The organism is Ignavibacteriota bacterium (assembly GCA_016708125.1).
Taxonomy (GTDB): Bacteria; Bacteroidota; Ignavibacteria; order Ignavibacteriales; family Melioribacteraceae.
Genome location: JADJGF010000001.1, coordinates 919,643 through 937,252, shown reverse-complemented (window position 1 = coordinate 937,252; position 17,610 = coordinate 919,643). Strand labels below are relative to the sequence as shown.

The 17,610-nt window shown below is 29.9% G+C and carries 13 protein-coding genes and 1 pseudogene; 6 read left to right on the top strand and 8 right to left on the bottom strand.

The annotated features are described in order from the left end of the window. Nucleotides 1-175 precede the first annotated feature (175 nt). The 4 genes from IPH62_04455 (at nucleotide 176) to IPH62_04440 (ending at nucleotide 2,322) form a co-directional block, all read left to right on the top strand. Nucleotides 176-643, top strand: coding sequence for a hypothetical protein (locus IPH62_04455; protein ID MBK7104514.1), 468 nt, complete (start codon nucleotides 176-178; stop codon nucleotides 641-643). Between the two features lie 298 nt (nucleotides 644-941). Beyond that, nucleotides 942-1,511, top strand: a complete 570-nt coding sequence (locus tag IPH62_04450; GenBank protein ID MBK7104513.1) for an energy transducer TonB — start codon at nucleotides 942-944, stop codon at nucleotides 1,509-1,511. A 12-nt stretch (nucleotides 1,512-1,523) separates the two neighbouring features. After that, a complete protein-coding gene (locus IPH62_04445; GenBank protein ID MBK7104512.1) occupies nucleotides 1,524-1,886 on the top strand; it encodes an energy transducer TonB in 363 nt (120 codons plus the stop codon). A gap of 190 nt (nucleotides 1,887-2,076) precedes the next feature. Next, nucleotides 2,077-2,322: a hypothetical protein gene (locus IPH62_04440; GenBank protein ID MBK7104511.1), complete on the top strand. Its 246-nt coding sequence runs from the start codon at nucleotides 2,077-2,079 to the stop codon at nucleotides 2,320-2,322. 233 nt (nucleotides 2,323-2,555) lie between these two features. Here the strand turns inward: IPH62_04440 and IPH62_04435 are convergent, their stop codons facing one another. The 6 genes and pseudogenes from IPH62_04435 to IPH62_04410 form a co-directional block, all read right to left on the bottom strand. Then, nucleotides 2,556-4,367 (bottom strand): TonB-dependent receptor, encoded by a 1,812-nt coding sequence (locus IPH62_04435; GenBank protein ID MBK7104510.1) that lies wholly within the window; start codon nucleotides 4,365-4,367, stop codon nucleotides 2,556-2,558. 226 nt (nucleotides 4,368-4,593) lie between these two features. After that, complete coding sequence (gene rseP / locus IPH62_04430) at nucleotides 4,594-5,979, bottom strand: RIP metalloprotease RseP (GenBank protein ID MBK7104509.1); 1,386 nt, start codon at nucleotides 5,977-5,979, stop codon at nucleotides 4,594-4,596. 54 nt (nucleotides 5,980-6,033) lie between these two features. Continuing rightward, nucleotides 6,034-6,396: pseudogene (locus tag IPH62_04425) on the bottom strand (four helix bundle protein). Nucleotides 6,397-6,427: 31 nt separating this feature from the next. Then, complete coding sequence (locus IPH62_04420; GenBank protein ID MBK7104508.1) at nucleotides 6,428-7,567, bottom strand: 1-deoxy-D-xylulose-5-phosphate reductoisomerase; 1,140 nt, start codon at nucleotides 7,565-7,567, stop codon at nucleotides 6,428-6,430. A gap of 64 nt (nucleotides 7,568-7,631) precedes the next feature. Continuing rightward, nucleotides 7,632-8,105 (bottom strand): hypothetical protein, encoded by a 474-nt coding sequence (locus IPH62_04415; protein ID MBK7104507.1) that lies wholly within the window; start codon nucleotides 8,103-8,105, stop codon nucleotides 7,632-7,634. A 12-nt stretch (nucleotides 8,106-8,117) separates the two neighbouring features. After that, the gene (locus IPH62_04410) at nucleotides 8,118-9,056 is read right to left on the bottom strand and encodes a nitronate monooxygenase (protein ID MBK7104506.1); all 939 of its coding nucleotides are present in this window, start codon (nucleotides 9,054-9,056) and stop codon (nucleotides 8,118-8,120) included. Nucleotides 9,057-9,182: 126 nt separating this feature from the next. Between IPH62_04410 and IPH62_04405 the strand changes: the two genes are divergently transcribed. Together IPH62_04405 and IPH62_04400 are read left to right on the top strand one after the other, a co-directional pair. Beyond that, a complete protein-coding gene (locus IPH62_04405) occupies nucleotides 9,183-10,325 on the top strand; it encodes a methionine adenosyltransferase (protein MBK7104505.1) in 1,143 nt (380 codons plus the stop codon). Nucleotides 10,326-10,327: 2 nt separating this feature from the next. Continuing rightward, a complete protein-coding gene (locus tag IPH62_04400) occupies nucleotides 10,328-11,650 on the top strand; it encodes an adenosylhomocysteinase (GenBank protein MBK7104504.1) in 1,323 nt (440 codons plus the stop codon). Between the two features lie 218 nt (nucleotides 11,651-11,868). Here IPH62_04400 and IPH62_04395 read toward each other — a convergent pair whose 3' ends face one another. Then, on the bottom strand, nucleotides 11,869-12,147 hold the full coding sequence (locus IPH62_04395; GenBank protein ID MBK7104503.1) for a hypothetical protein: 279 nt from the start codon (nucleotides 12,145-12,147) through the stop codon (nucleotides 11,869-11,871). A gap of 6 nt (nucleotides 12,148-12,153) precedes the next feature. Continuing rightward, on the bottom strand, nucleotides 12,154-17,388 hold the full coding sequence (locus IPH62_04390) for a T9SS type A sorting domain-containing protein (GenBank protein MBK7104502.1): 5,235 nt from the start codon (nucleotides 17,386-17,388) through the stop codon (nucleotides 12,154-12,156). Nucleotides 17,389-17,610: the final 222 nt, after the last annotated feature.

Genomic DNA, 17,610 nt, shown 5'->3' with positions numbered 1-17,610 from the left:
ATGTTTTTATCGGGAATCCAGAAGAAGAGATAGATTCCGTTTGAAGAATGACGGAATGAGAGTAGAAAAAAATGTCATGTCGAACTTGTTTTTTGTGAGACATCTCATTTCAGAGATTTCTCCCTTCGATAAATCGAAGGTTCGAAATGACAAAATAAATTTTGAGAGAAAAATTATGAGTACAGAAAAAGTGAAAGAAATTATAAATCAATATTTTGATAATGAACTAAACAAAAGTGAAGAAATATTTTTGTTCACGCAATTATCACAAAACGAAGAAGCAAGAAATTATTTTAAGGAAATGAATTTGCTGAATTCAGTAATCAAAGAAGGCGTTGAAGAATTTCCTCAAAATTTAGATGAAAAAATATTTTCAAAATTGAAAAACGAAACACAAATTCCGATACAATTAAAAAATTATAATAAACTTTTTAATTATATGACTTACGGATTTGCACTTTTGCTGCTTGCACTTTCGTTCTTCTTTTACAATGAATCGATGCAGTATAGAAATAAATTGGAGTTATCGTTTCAGCAGATAAATCAGCAAAACCAAATGATACAAGTTTTATTTAACACATTACCACAAGCTGAAGTAAAAGCAAAAGTCGAAGATTTAATTGTGGTAACATCAAACATGTGAGGGAAAAATGAAAAAGATAATTTTTATATTCATGATTTTAGTAATGATTAGTTGCAATAACCAAAAAGATGAAATTGAATTGATAAATGTAACGGATGATTATTATACATTTATTGAAAAAATTTATGATTCCGAAGGAAATTTAATTACACAAGTTTATAATATTTCCGATGAACAAGTAAAAAAAGTTAGTGAAACAATTGAGGGAGTAAAAAAAATTCTCTTAAAATCTGATCAAAATTTTGAGGTTGAATCAATTCCAAAAGGAATTATTTTCCGTCCAAATTCTTCATTATATATGCTATATGTAAATGAAATGGGTAAGATTACTAATGTTGTTTCAATTGAAAGTTTATCAAAAGAAGTAGATAAATATATTGTTGATCAAATGAAAAATTGGAAAATGGAAATTTATAAGATCAATGATAAACCAATAAAATATATAATAAATTGGAGTTTTGAGCTATTCAAACCAAAAGGTGAAAATCACTTAAGTTTGCTTAATTCTTCTTTAAAAGTATCAGAAAATATTAAAACATTACCTCAAGAAGAATTTTTTGTTGCGGTTGAAGAAATGCCTTCTCCAATTGGCGGAATGCAAGCAATTCAGCAAAAAATAATTTATCCGGAATTAGCAAGAAAAGCTGGAATTGAAGGTCGTGTTTATGTAAAAGCATTTATTGATGAAAACGGAAATGTTGCTTCGGCAGAAATTATTAGAGGTTTAGACGGCGGATTAAGTGAAGCAGCGATGGAAGCAGTAAAAGCAACCAAATTTGAACCCGGAAGACAAAGAGGTGTTCCGGTAAAAGTTCAAGTTTCAATTCCAATATTGTTCAAATTGAGTAATGAAGAAATAAAAAAATAAAAGGAGTGCAAAATGAAAAAATTAAATAAAATATTTGTGATTATAATGTTATCGTCTTTTGTAATATTTGCGCAAGAAGAACTTGATAAAATGCCGGAAATTAAAGGTGGAATTCAAGAACTTGCAAAAAATATTAAATATCCAGAATCATCAAAAAAAGAGGGAGTTGAAGGAAAAGTTTTTGTTAAAGTAATAATTGATGAAAATGGAAATGTTGAATCTGCTGAAGTTGAAAAAGGTGTAAATAAAGAATTGGATGAAGCGGCAATTTCTGCAATAAAATTAACAAAATTTACTCCCGGTGAAAAAGATGGAAAATTTGTAAAAGCAGAAGTTACAATTCCAATAAAATTTAAGTTGGATGATAAAAAATAATATATAAAAAGATGGGATCTCTAAAACATAATTTTTTATTTGGAGATCACATCTTTACTATAAATTAACCTTACTTCTTTCAATATTCAATTAACCATAATAACACTTCAACTCTTTTTTGAATTTATCCTTCGAATTTATTAATATTGCAACAAATATTTAAGAAATTGTCAAACCTTAAAGGGGGGTTATGCCAAGATCATATACACAAAAAGTTAAACAATCTATTGAAAACATGTACCGTCACCAAGCGCAATCGAAGAAAGACGGCGGTTATTTGCAAGATTTATTAATTGCAAGATCCAAATTGGAAGATTACCATGAAGTATTGAAGTGGTTAAGTAGAAATGGTTATTCAGTTTTTAAAGGTGGAATTGTAACTAAAAAAGAACAAAATTTTAATTACACAAATGACGTTAACTTATCGAATAACTAACTTTTTGATTTCAAATATCACATATTCTTCCTTACGAAGCTAGGGAATTATTTCATAGAATTTATTTGAACATTTAAATGTTTACAAGATGGGGTTTCTAAATCTAAATTTAGAAGTTGGAGATCACATCGTTGGCATTACTGCGACAAAATAAAAGATCCCATCTCAAAGTCAATAAAAGTGTTTTGGAGATGTGATCTTGTAATTCTAGTAAAACAAAATCTTATTTTTACTTAATGTAAATTGAAAGAAACTCCGCCAATAATCCATCTTCCCGGAAGAACAACTCCCGGAATTTCTTCAAAAGTTTTGTTTAATAAATTTGAAGCTTTTATAAAAACTTCTACACTAGAAAATTTCTTAATTAATTTTGTATCAATCGTAAAATGATCTGCAAAATTAATTCTATCTTCATAAGTTAACGACCAGCTTTGCTTAATATCCATCGGAAGATTATTAAAAATCTGTACAGTTAAATCATTTCTTAAATGTTCTAAATTGTAACGCGATTGATTTCCCAAATCAATTTTATCTGAATTTAAAAAAGTGTAATCAATTTTAATTTTTTCTAAAATATTATTTGTCGAATTTCTGAGATTAATCGAAAATCCAATTTCAAAACCAGAAGTTTTAATTTCTGTTAAATTTTCTGCTTCCCAAATATTAATTTCTTCATTCAAAATGTAATCAATTAAATTTTTCCCCTCTTTTCTAAAAACAGAAAAATTGCTTTCCCAAAAATTTGATAAATAATTCAAACCAATTTCATAATTAATTGATTCTTCGGGATTCAAATTTATATTCCCAATTGTTACCGGATCTTTGTAAAATAATTCTGTGTAAGTCGGTATGCGGAAAGCTTTTCCAAAATTTGCAAAGATTTTAAAATTATTATTCGGTGAAAAAGATAAATCAATTCCGGGCCAGAATTTAAAATTCAGAGATGAATATTTATAAGCATATCCCGCAATGCTGATATGAATTTTATCGATTGGTTTAAAAATTTGCTCGATAAAAATTCCTTTTTTTTCTCTTTCATGATTTCCAAGATTGTTGCTTTCAATTTTATCTTTCGAAAATTCAATTCCGAAACTTGTAATTTCTCCAAATAGATTTAGAGAAGTTTGAATTTCTCCGCCAAAAGAATTTGTCGTGTGAATATTTTTATAAAATAATTCATCAAATTTATTTAGTACGAATTCATCTACATTATTTCTCCAGAATAAATTTGGTTTAATTTTGATTTTTGACAAATCAACATCTGCAGAAATTGAAGCAAAATTTGTTTTAACTTTTTCTGCTTGATTTGGAAAACGAATTGTATAAAAACTGTTTGCACCAAATTTTTTATCTGAATATCCATAAATTGTATTTAGAATTGCGTTGAAAAATCTGAATGAATTATTTATTGAAAAATTGTAATTCTCAAATTCCGTATTGGTTCTGTAACCATCTGATTTAGATTTTGTAAATGTTAAATTGTGAAAAGTATTTCCCAGATTTTGCGAAGTGTTTATTCCTAAATTATAATAATTATTTTCACCTCCTCTAAGTTCAATTCCAAAATTATTTTCTCCATTTTTTTTTGTAATAAAATTTATAACTCCGCCGAAAGCATTTGCACCGTATATTTGCGAACCTTGTCCCTTAAGAATTTCAACCCTTTCGATTTGTGAAAAATTTATCGGCAAGTTTAAATTATGATGTCCGGTTTGCGGATCAATTAATTTTATTCCGTCAATTAAAATTAAAGTTTGCTCAAAACTTCCGCCGCGAATTGAAACATCTGCTTGGACATTTTCCGGTCCGCGCTGTTTTATATCAATTCCACTTACTTGATCACATAATTCTTGAATATTTGTAACGGGAAGATTTTTAATTTCTTCGCTTGAAATTGTTTCAATACTTCTTCCAATTTCTGAAAATGAAAGCGGAATTCTGTTTGATGAAACAACAACAGAATCAATTTTGTAATCAATTGTATTTTGTGAAAAATTATTTTTTACGAAAATGAATACGAAAAATATTAGTAAAATTTGTTTCATTAGTTCCTTTGTAAATTAAATTGAAAATGTAAATCAGAAAAACTGATAAAGTTTTTTTTGAGAAATTTTTGGTTAATTAAAAATGAAGTTTGAAAAAGATTTTGAATAAGATTAGGATAAAGAGTAAGATTAAGAGTAAAAAATAAAGAGGCTGAAAATTAATTCAACCTCGTGAAATTCTAGAATAAAAATCTAGGGATAAAAACAAAGAACAAAATTTTAATTTTTATAAACTTGCAATATCTGTATAAATAACATAAGCCATAAACATTAGCAAAATTACAAATCCAAAATTTTGAATTGCCAATTTTATTTTTATTGGAAGTTCTCTTCTAATAATTCCTTCGATTAAAATAATTACAAAATGACCTCCATCCAAAACGGGAAATGGCATAATATTAATTATCGCCAAACTCAAACTTAACAATGCCAAGAACATTAAAAACGCAACAATGCCGGCATCCGCAGACTGTGAAGCAAACTTTGCAATTTTAACCGGACCGCCGAATGAATTTTCAAAAGCAATATCTCCGCGTATTACGTTTCCTAACATTTTAAAAGTTAGTGCAGTATATCCGCCAATATTAGAAACACTTTTAACTAAAGATTCACCCAAAGTAAAATCTTTGGTTTCAACATCACCTAAGTAAGCATCGCCAATGTTTATACCAATCAATCCGTTTGAACCGGGAGTAACGTTTGCTAAAATTGTATCTTTTTCTCTTAAAACTTTCACCGGTAATTCAACTTCTTTGTGTGTAGAAATTATAGAAATTACTTGCTGAGTTGAATTTATTTTAGCATTGTTTATATCTAAAAATATATCACCACTTTTTAATCCGGCTTTTTCTGCGGGAGAATCTTTCATAACATTACTGATTAAAGGTTTTGTATCTCCAATTGGGAAAAAATCTGCTTCTTGTGATGCTTTAGATAAAATATCTCTTGGTGCAGTGAAATTAAATTCACTTCCGTTTCTTACTACAACAACATTTACATTTTTCCCAAGATTTTCAATCAACAATGAATTTAATAAATTTTCCCAATCATTTACTTTTGTACCGTTCACAGAAATTATTTTATCAAAAGATCTAAAGCCGGCTTCATAAGCAAGAGTTGTATCAGCCACTTCACCAAGTGAAGTTGTTTTCATTATTTGTTTTCCTTGAAAATAATTTACTCCCCAAAAAATTGCAATCGCGAGAAGTAAATTCATCAAAACTCCAGCGGTAATTACAAATAATTTTTGATATGTAGGTTTAGCTCTGAATTCATAAGGCTGAGGTTCTTCATTTGCAAATTTTGTATCAAAACTTTCATCAACCATTCCGGCAATTTTTACATATCCGCCCAAAGGTAATAGACAAAGTTTATAATCCGTATGACCTTGTAAATCCAAATCTTTTGCAAGATTGCCAAATGTAAAACCATTTATTTTATTCCAGCCGAATAATCTTTGTCCAAATCCGATTGCAAAAGCATCGGTTCGCATTTTACAAATTCGTGCTGCTAAAAAATGTCCTAATTCATGAACAAAAACCAAAATAGCAATTGTTATTATGAAATAAATTATTGAGTTAACCAAAATATCTCCCTTGTATAAAAAAATCATTTAAGATAGTAAGAATAACGATTTATGATTTTAGAATTATGGAATAAATCAGAATTACTTTTTAAGATTATTTTGAGCCGTCTCAGCACTTTTTACAAAAATAGAAATCAATTCATCATTTTCTTTTAATGCTTTTGTAATTTTTTCTTCTGATTTATAAATCTTTAATCGATATATAATTTTCAAACTAATTAAAGTTTCACGCAATTCTTTTAAGATAATTTTTATTTTATGAATAAAATCCTTTCGAGATTCTGCTCTTTGAGCTTCTCCATAATTTAGAGAACACGAAGTCCCGGAGCGAATAATTTGTCCAGCTAAATGATTTCCTTCTCGAGAATTTGTAAATTCATTTGCTAACTCAATTATTAGAACTCAAAAATTTATCAATCTTTCTTCAAGTTCTTTTTTATTCATAACTACATCTTAAATCGTTAATCAAAATTCTTCAATCATTAAATCTGATCGAAATTTCCCTTGTTTGACGATCACAATCCAAAATTGTTTCGAAACTAATATTATGACTTACTTCAACATTATTCAAGGCATAATCGATTAATTCCGGAATTTGTGTAAATCTAATATTTTTATTTAAAAACTTTTCAACTGCAATTTCATTTGCCGCATTAAGTATGCAAGGAGCAGTTCCGCCTTGTTCCATCGAATCAAATGCTAATTTTAAACATTTAAATTTATTTAAATCCGGCTCAAAAAAAGTTAATTCTTTCAAAGTTGGAAAATGTGTATTTACAAATTTACTTTCAAATCTTTCCGGATAAGTTATTGCATATTGAATCGGCAGTTTCATATCCGGCAAACTTAATTGGGCTTTAATGCTTCCATCAATAAATTCAACCATTGAATGAACAATTGATTGTGGATGAACAACAACATCAATTTTACTTTTCGGCAATCCAAATAACCAATGAGCTTCAATTACTTCCAAACCTTTATTCATCATTGTTGAAGAATCAATTGTAACTTTATTTCCCATATTCCAGTTTGGGTGATTTAAAGCTTCTTCAACAGTAACTTTTTCCAAATCCGAAAAAGATTTTTTAAGAAAAGGTCCGCCCGAAGCAGTTACTAATAATTTCTCAATATTATTTTTTTCTTCGCCAACTAAACACTGGAAAATTGCGCTGTGTTCGGAATCAACAGGAATTATTTCAGCATTATATTTTTCTGCTGAGGAAGTTACAATTTCGCCAGCTGCGACTAACGTTTCTTTATTTGCAAGAGCAATTCTTTTTCCTCTTTTTATACCTTCAAGAGTTGGAGCTAATCCAGCAAAACCAACTAACGATGAAACTAAAATATCATAATCGCCGTTTTTTGTAATTTCAATTAATCCTTCTTCACCGCTTAAAACTTTGCAATTTTTTATATCATTTTGTAATTCTTGATATTTTCCATTTTTTACAACAACAAATTTCGGATTAAACTCAGCAATTTGTTTTTTGAGAAGTTCAATATTTGTATTTACCGTTAAACCGAAAACTTCAAACTTATCTCTAAAATTTCTGATAACATCTAAAGTGCTTATGCCTATCGATCCCGTTGAACCAAGAATTAGAATTTTTTTCATCTAAAAATAATTTTGATAAATCTTTGCGTTAAAATACCATTAAATGTTGCTATTATAAACATATTTATGAATACAATCTGTGAGTAATAGCAAATAGAAAATTTAGTAAAACAAGAATATTCACAATATTATTTGAGTTAAAAACCTTTTTCAGATTTTTATTTATTTCTTCTGAATTTTCACTTCCCAAAGAAATTCTTAATTTTTTGGAATCCGGAATTATTTTTACGAATGTTAAAATTAAGATTATCACAAAAATTATTTGCTTTGTTGCAAGCCAATGCGCATGACTCATATCAAAAAATCCGTAACCGGGATTTTGTAAAACAACAACAATTCCGGTAATTGCAATTCCCAAAGATCCAACAATTCCAAACAAATTTGATAATTGCAAATAAAGAGAAATTAATTCTTGTTTCGTTTCCGGCGTATTGCATTTTTCAATTTTATTTTTGATAATTAAATCAGCTGCAAAAAATATCAGCCACATTCCGGCAAAAATTATATGTAAAGCAACAATTATTTGATAATGCTGCATTGGTTTTCCTTTCTATAATGTTTTTAAATTTTGTAAAGCTAAATTGTATTCGTTAATTAATCTTTTCATCAATTGTTCAACGGTTGGAATATCATTTATCAATCCGGAACTTTGGCTTGCTTCAAGCATTCCATCATCCAAATTTCCTTCGAATATTCCTTTCATTTCCCGCTTTTTACTAAGTAATTCTTTTTGAGTTTCCGAATCAGCACAATTATTTTCAAGTTTTGAAATTTCTTCACTGAATTTATTTTTAATAACGCGAGCCATTCCAATTTTTTTTAGAATTAAATGTGTATCGCAATCTTTAGAATTTATCACTGAAGATTTATAATTTTCATGAGCTGAAGATTCTTGAGTTATTGCAAATCGAGTTCCAATTTGAACACCTACCGCACCCAATGCCAATGCGGCTAGAATTCCATTTCCGTTTGAAATTCCTCCGGCTGCAATTACGGGTATTTTAACTTCTTCAACAAGTTGAGGAATTAGTGAAAAAGTTGTAAGCTCATCAATTCCATTATGACCACCGGCTTCTACACCTTCGCCAACAATTGCATCGCATCCGACACTTTCTGCTTTTAATGCAAATTTTAAATTTGGAACTACATGAACGACAACAATATTATTTTTCTTAAATGAATCAATAAACTTTCCCGGATGACCGGCAGAAGAAAATACAATTTTAACATTTTCTTCTAAAATAACTTTTACCAAATCTTCGGCATCGCCGCGCAATAAAGGTAAATTTACTCCAAAAGATTTTGAAGTTGCTGATTTACATTTTTGAATATGTTCTCTTAACAATTCCGGTTTCATAGATCCGGCGCCGATCAAACCTAAGCCACCATTGTTCGAAACAGCGGAAGCTAATTTCCATCCCGAAACCCAAACCATTCCGGCTTGAATTATAGGATATTTAATTTGTAATATTTCTGTAATTCTATTTATTTGAAACTCAAAAAATTAAATGAAAAATTCTCTTCAATTTTGATTATGGACTTCTTTTTATCTACTTTTAAAATCTAAATTTAGTATAAAATGAAATTCTTAAGAAAAATAACAAAAGAGGTTTAAATGTCCTACTTTTTTACATCCGAGTCAGTTTCAGAAGGTCATCCGGATAAAGTTTCTGATGCAATATCAGACGGAGTTTTAGATGCAATTCTTGCGCAAGATCCAAATGCACGCGTTGCATGCGAAACTTTTGTAACAACAGGTTTGGTTTTAGTCGGCGGAGAAATTACAACAACTGCTTATGTTGATATTCAAGAAATAGTTAGAAACACAGTTAAAAAAATTGGTTATACTCAAGCAGAATATAAATTTGATTCAGAATCTTGTTCGGTATTAAATGCAATTCATTCCCAATCTCCGGATATTGCAATGGGAGTTGATACCGGCGGAGCTGGTGATCAAGGTATTATGTTTGGTTACGCTTGCGATCAAACTCCGGAATTAATGCCGATGCCGATAGTCTATGCTCACAAACTTGTAAAAAAACTTGCCGATATTAGAAAGAAAAATAAAAAATTAATGCCTTACCTAAGACCGGATGCAAAATCACAAGTTACTGTAGAATATGATGAAAATCATAAACCTTTAAGAATTGATGCGGTTGTAATTTCTACACAACATGATGGAAATGTTAGTCAGAAAAAAATAAAAACCGATGTAATTAAAAATGTAATTCAGAAAATTATTCCCGCAAAACTATTGGATAAAAAAACAAAATATTTTGTAAATCCAACCGGAAGATTTGAAATTGGCGGACCTCACGGTGATAGCGGTTTAACCGGAAGAAAAATTATTGTTGATACTTATGGCGGCTGGGCACCTCACGGCGGCGGAGCTTTTTCCGGAAAAGATCCTTCCAAAGTTGATAGAAGCGCAACTTATGCTGCTCGACATATTGCGAAAAATGTTGTTGGTGCAAAATTAGCAAAAGAATGTTTAGTTCAATTAGCATATGCAATTGGAGTTGCTGAACCAGTATCAATATTTGTTGATACTAAAGGAACCGGAGTAATTTCCGATAATGAAATTTCTGAGATGATTAAAAAAGAGGTTGATCTTACACCAAAGGGAATTATTAGCAGATTAAATTTACGAACACCGATTTATCAAAACACAACTGCTTATGGTCATTTTGGAAGAGAAGGTTTTTCTTGGGAAGAATTAGATTTAGTCGAAAAATTTAAAAAGTATAAGAAAGGTTAAACATGAGCGAAGTAAAGAATGAAGTAGAATATATTCCTTATAAAGTAAAAGATATTTCTCTTGCAGAATGGGGAAGAAAAGAAATCAGATTAGCTGAAGCTGAAATGCCGGGCTTAATGACTTTGAGAGAAAGATATAAAAACTCAAAACCATTAAAAGGTGCAAGAATTGCCGGATGTTTGCATATGACAATTCAAACAGCAGTTTTAATAGAAACACTGATTGAACTCGGTGCAGAAGTTACTTGGTCATCATGCAATATTTTTTCTACACAAGATCATGCCGCTGCTGCAATTGCCGCTGCCGGAATTCCGGTTTACGCTTGGAAAGGTATGAATGCCGAAGAATTTGATTGGTGCATTGAACAAACTTTATTTTTTGGTAAAGATAGAAAACCACTAAATATGATTTTGGATGACGGCGGCGATTTAACAAATATGGTTTTAGATAAATATCCCGAATTAGTAAACAGTGTTAAGGGAATTTCCGAAGAAACTACAACTGGAGTTCATAGGCTTTATGATAGAGTGGAAAATGGTACTTTACCAATTCCCGCAATAAATGTAAATGATTCTGTTACAAAATCTAAATTTGATAATAAATATGGATGTAGAGAATCTTTAGTTGATGCTTTGCGCAGAGCAACTGATTTAATGATGGCGGGAAAAGTTGCAATTGTTGCCGGATATGGAGACGTTGGTAAAGGTTCTGCACAATCTTTAAGAAGCGCAGGAGTTAGAGTAATTGTATCTGAAATTGATCCGATTTGTGCACTTCAAGCAGCAATGGAAGGATATGAAGTAAAGAAATTTTTAAATTCAGTTCCTTTGGCAGATATTGTTGTAACCGCAACTGGAAACACAAATATTGTTACTGCAGAAGCTTTTAAATTGATGAAAGATAAAGCCGTAGTTTGTAATATTGGTCATTTTGATAATGAAATCGATATGGCGTGGTTAAATAAAAATTATGGTCATACAAAAGATACGGTAAAACCTCAAGTTGATATTTATAATTTAGAAGGAAAAGAAATAATAATTCTAGCAGAAGGAAGACTCGTAAACTTAGGTTGTGCAACCGGACATCCATCTTTTGTAATGAGTAATTCTTTTACAAATCAAACTTTAGCACAAATTGAACTTTGGAATAATTCCGGTAAATATGAAAATAAAGTTTATATGCTTCCAAAACATTTGGATGAAGAAGTTGCCAGACTTCATTTAGAAAAAGTTGGAGTTGAATTAGATACATTAACCGATGAACAAGCTAAATATATTGGCGTTACGGTTCAAGGACCATTCAAACCTGATTATTATAGATATTAAAAAAAATACTTCTTAAAAACATTCCGTGTTTTTAAAACATGGAATGTTCTGGCTAAAATTCCTTTCGTTATTAATTAACATTCCGACGAAAATGCAGTACTTTGCAAAAAAGTCTTGACTATTTTGCGAAGTATTGAATCTATGGGTTATTTATTAGATTAGAGTAAAAATAAATTTGTAAGACTGGTGATTGGTTACCGAAACTTAAAGTTTAGAATTTAAATTTTTATAAAATTATCAACCTTCTCAACAATTGTTTTGTAAATTAAAAATTCTTGGTCGCTTGTTGACAGATTATTGAAATTAGAAAAACCATTGTTTTGTGAAAATTGAATTTTCCCAGTTTCATCTTTATAAAAAAATGATGCGGAAATTTCTATAGCTAAGTCTTCAAATAAAATATTGCTGCTTTCAAAAAAACCGCTCTTACCATACTTATGTTTTAGGTAGGTAAGAGTGGTTAAATATGAAAATTTTAATAAAAAGTCATTATTCATTTTATACTATTTTATTAGTAATAACTTTTTGGTTTGAACAAATTTATCTGTTTTTAAAGTATAGAAATAAATTCCACTTACTAAGTTTTTTGCTTCAAAAGAATAATTATATGAACCTGCAGATAATAGTTCATTATGTAAAAATGTTTCCACTACTTTACCGGAAATGTCATAGACAACTAAACTAATGATAGATTGCTCAGGTAATCCAAAACTAATATTAGTTGAGGGATTAAATGGATTTGGATAGTTATTTGCTAAATAATATTGCATAGGAATTTCATTATCATGCAATAAATTATTTTTAATACTTGTTGGTATGTTATTTTCAAATATTACAGTAAAAGTGTCAATACTAGAAGAACTCTGTGAGTTTGCATCAAATGCAGTGACTGTCCAATCGTAAGTAGATTGCATATTTCCATTCATTAAAAAAAGGATATTTTTTGCAGAAAGTTTAAAATTCGGAATATGTGTCTCGGCAAATAGATACCCAGGTATGAATTGAAAAATATATTTTTCTAAATCATTATTTAAATCTTCTGCTTCCATCCATTGAAAATCAACAGTATCATTAGTATCAATAATTTGAATTGTTGTACTATTTGAAGGATTTAATAATGAAAAATATGGTATTGGGGAAACTGATACATTTTGTGTTATATCTGAATAACTCCTTAACAATACTTGATAGCCACCTGATGGTGGAGTACTCTGATCAAATTGAGATGCTATACCAATCAAATCAATAGGCCAAAGAGGTTCTGAATTTTCATCAGCATCCGTGTCTTTATCAACTCTTATCTTTAACTCATTCCCATATCCATTCCACAAATTTAAATTTGCATCGCTTCCGGAAACTGGCCATGTATTTGAATTGGCTGTTATTGCAAGTCCATTTATCTTAATTAATGTCCCTTCATATTTTTCAGCATTTGAAAGATATTCATCTATCGAAAGTAATATTGGAGTAATGATATTATTTGAGCTAATTATTTCAATACCTGTTGCTGAATCTGTAATTATTAACTCAGCCAAACCGCCATATTGATCAATCTTTCCGGTTGCAGTAATTAAATCTCCAGTATTAAAATTCGTACCAGGGTTTCCTTGAGAATATAACTGTATACCGCCAGTCTCATCTTGGACAAATACAGTCATATTACTTAAATTAAATATTTTATTTAAAACAATACCAGTAATTGTAACCGTTTCTCCAATTCTATCAGGTATATAATCATTATTCTCATCAATTTTTGCTACTGAAATTTGAATTGAATTAGAGATTTTTGGAATTATATTGACTAATACATTGCCTGAAGTATTTCCACCATTAGAAGTAACACTAATTGTTTCAGAGTAATTATTTGGAGATAGACTAGCTGTTGTTGCGGTAACAGTAAAAGTTTTAGTCTGGTTTGCAGTTAATGAAAAAGAAGTTGAATTAAGTGATAACCAACTTGCATTTTCAACTACATTACCAGTTAATGTTCCGCCACCATAGTTTTTTATTATAAATGAATATGTGTTTGGTGAAGGATTGTTTCCTTCTTGAACACTTCCGAAATCATGAGCAACATTACCAGATGAAATATTTAAAACTGGGTCTTGGGTTATATTGACTAAAACATTCCCTGAAGTATTACCACCATTAGAGGTAATATTAATTGTTTCTGAATAATTGTTTGGAGCTAAACTTGAAGTAGTAGCTGTAACAGTAAAAGTTTTAGTTTGATTGGCAGTAAGTGAAAATGAAGTTGAGTTAAGATTTAGCCAAGCAGCATTTTCAACAATATTGCCGGTTAGAGTTCCATCACCAATGTTTTTTATAATAAAATTATAAGTATTTGTCGATGGATTGTTTCCTTCTTGAACATTACCAAAATCATGAGCAACATTTCCGAAAGAAATAGTTAGCGCCGGACCTTGAGTAATATTGACTAAAACATTCCCTGAAGTATTTCCACCATTAGAAGTAACACTAATTGTTTCAGAGTAATTATTTGGAGATATACTAGCTGTTGTTGCGGTAACAGTAAAAGTTTTAGTTTGATTGGCAGTTAATGAAAAAGAAGTTGAACTAATAGATAACCAACTTGCATTTTCAACTACATTACCTGTTAATGTTCCCTCGCCAGTATTTTTTACAGTAAATGAGTAAGTATTTGGTGAAGGATTATTGCCTTCTTGAACATTTCCAAAATCATGAGCTACACTTCCAGATGAAATAGCTAGGTTTGGTAATTGAATTACACTTAAAGTTGCTGAATTAGAATTAACCCAAAGGTTTGTATGATCAACTGTATTATAGACTTCGCATAGGAAGCTAGTATTATTATCAGCTGAAGTTGTGTTTAATAATTTTAATTGCGATGTTTGAGCACCTTCAATTTTACCGGAATTATTCTCAATTTTGCTTTCTGCTTCACTTATAAAAGGAAAACGCCACCACTGATAACCAATTGGATCTGCACAAGCTGCAGTTACTGAAAAAGTTGCCGTTTCACCTTCATTTACCGTTTTATTTGTTGGTTGTTGAATTATTGTTGGAGCTTTATGGTTTTGATAAATTGTAACAGATACATTTCCTGTGACATCACCACTATTTGAAGCTACTTTTATTGGTTCAGTGTAACTACCAAGTGTTAATCCAGAAGTATTTGCAGTAACTGTAATTGTTTTTGTTTGATTGGTTGTAAGTGAAAACGATGTTGAGCTGAGTGCTATCCAATTTGCATTTTCAATAATATTACCAGATAGGATACTACCGCCAGAATTTTTAACAGTGAATGAGTATGAATTTGGTGATGGATTATTACTTAGTTGAACATTTCCAAAATTTCTAGAAACATTATCAGCTATTAAATCTAAAGTTGGTCCTTTTACCAAAATTGTTCCTGAACGAACCGTAAAGTTATTTCCTAGACTAGGATCAATTAATGTAGATGGAGAGGTATGGTTCACTTTAACAAATACATAATAGTTATCTTTTGCATCTTCTGGTATTTTAAGATTTGGTAAATCTTCAGTGTACAAAGGTAAATCTTTATATGTACCAGATGATAAATTTAAGTCATAAATTTTATTTCCAATCTTTATATCATCATTATCACCAAAAGTAGAATTTTTTGAAATATAATAATTTGCTTCAATACTTGTATTTGGAGATATTAAACTTTCTGCACCATTATTTGTAAGTCTGAAAGATACGGATGTTGGGCTAGCTCCTGCATTAATAATTTGTGGGTAGAAAGATAAACTTGAAACTGATAATTCAGCTTCATTTATAACTGGAATATTTATTGAAAAAGATCTTATTTCACTTTTTTGACTTTCAAAGCCATAATTATCTTTTGCATATATGTACCACAAATATTTCCCATTTGATTCCGAAGAAATATTGTTAATTGTAAAAGATGTTAAAGAACCTTCATTTTCATCTTCAAAATGGATACCATCTTCCGAGAGAGCAAAATAGTATGTAATATTATTTCCATCTGGATCAGTAGAATTATTCCATGAGAAAGTTATAATTCCAGGAGTATTAAGAACAAAACTATCATCTGGTGAAACTAATTGAGGTGGGGTAGGTGGACGATTTCCTTCTTTAGCAAATCCAGCGTCCGAACTACTTAAATCACTTATATCACCTAAACTATTCTGTGTTTTGACCCAATAATAATATGTTTTGCCTTGCTCAATATTTATATCATCGTCAAAGTAGGTATTAGTTATTCCAACTTGATGTTTTGTAATGGTTGATGAATTATTTTCCGTATTACGATATAGACGATAGGTATCAGCACCAGAAGCGCTATTCCATGTAATCCTAATTTTATCTGTATAAGTACCATCACTTGCTTGAACATTTGAAGGAGGACTCAGTATTTCAGAAGCAGTAACTGTAATTGGTATGCAATCCCAACCATTTGTACTATTATTATTATTATTCGCATCTGAAGTGCTAAGAATTATTCCAATATAATAATTTCCCGATTTAATATCATTTGGTATTTGAGGTTTAATATTATTTAAATTTACAGTATAACTATGTTTGCTTTGAATTGCCCCAGAAAATTTATGGATTAAGAGCTTTCTATCTTCTGTAGTTATTTGATCATCAGGTGAAAGATAAATATCTACATAAATTGTCCCTTCCCAATCTGCACCAGAATAATTATGTAAAATATAATTCATTTCATTAAATGAATTTCCTGCATTAATTAGCTGGGGGTCAACTCTCACCTTTAGCGGGATTAAGTCATTTGCCATTGGAGTATAAAGTCCAATTAAGTTATTTATTTTATTATATTTCTCAGAATTGATACGACAAAAACGAGTAATTGTTGGTAGGCCCCATACATCACGATAATTTATAAGAACCGAATACACAACATTTTGATTATCATAAACTCCACTACCACTCTGTCCTTCAATACATTTTTTATTAATAAATAATATGTTTTCATCAGCATCATCAAATTTTCCACCCCAGGTATACATATATTCACCATTATATTGCTCAGTCGAAGGATATCCTGGATTAGTAAATATATTATTTGAAAAATAATCATCAGTGTTATTATAACCATAACCTGCCCAACCAGTTAATGCCCCAATGGGTCTATCTAATTCTATTACGCCCATATCCCAATCAAAATTTCTATTTTCATCCCAATCCTGCCATGTATACCATGACAAATTGTATGCATAACCAAAAGGGAAATTACCGTTTTCATATGCTGGTATTATTATTATGCTATAAGCATTCCCATTTTCCTCACTTGATAAATTATGTCCAGCAGTTAATACTGTTTTTGAGTCGATTAAAATTCCAGAACCTTGCCCAGTAAAACCATTTGAAAATTTGACATAAATTTTTACAGTCATATTCCATGGATAAATTGTTGGATCGATAACTTTTGTTAGATCACTAAAGTTAGTAATTTGGTTTGGCGGAGAAGTCTCATTTAATCCATTAGTGATTTTTTGCCCTTCAATAATTTCAGCGTTAAAATCAGAATTATATCCATTTTTTTTTAAAATTGTTTTTTTTTGAGTTTTAGGATCATATTTCACTATAAAATGTTCTGACCCGAAAATTTTTATTGGGGATTTCCATTTGGGGAAAGGTATTGGCGCTATTTTTTGTTTTAGTAATGTATTGACATCATTAGTTTTTGTTTGCCCAAATAATGCAATTGAAATTAAAAATATCAGCAATAAATTGATTTTTTGCATATATCTTCTCATCATTAAATATATCTAGAAAAACAATAGTTACCTATCCTGTTTACAATTTAAAATACTTAGCGAAAAGTAATTTTTAAATCCTCACCAATAAGTATTTTGTGTACTTATTAATAGGTATTTTGAGTTAGATCACATATGTGAGATTTGAGATGCAAGATATAGGAGTTTGGAGATTCTTACGTCGTCCGTTTCCGTTAGTTAAAGAATATT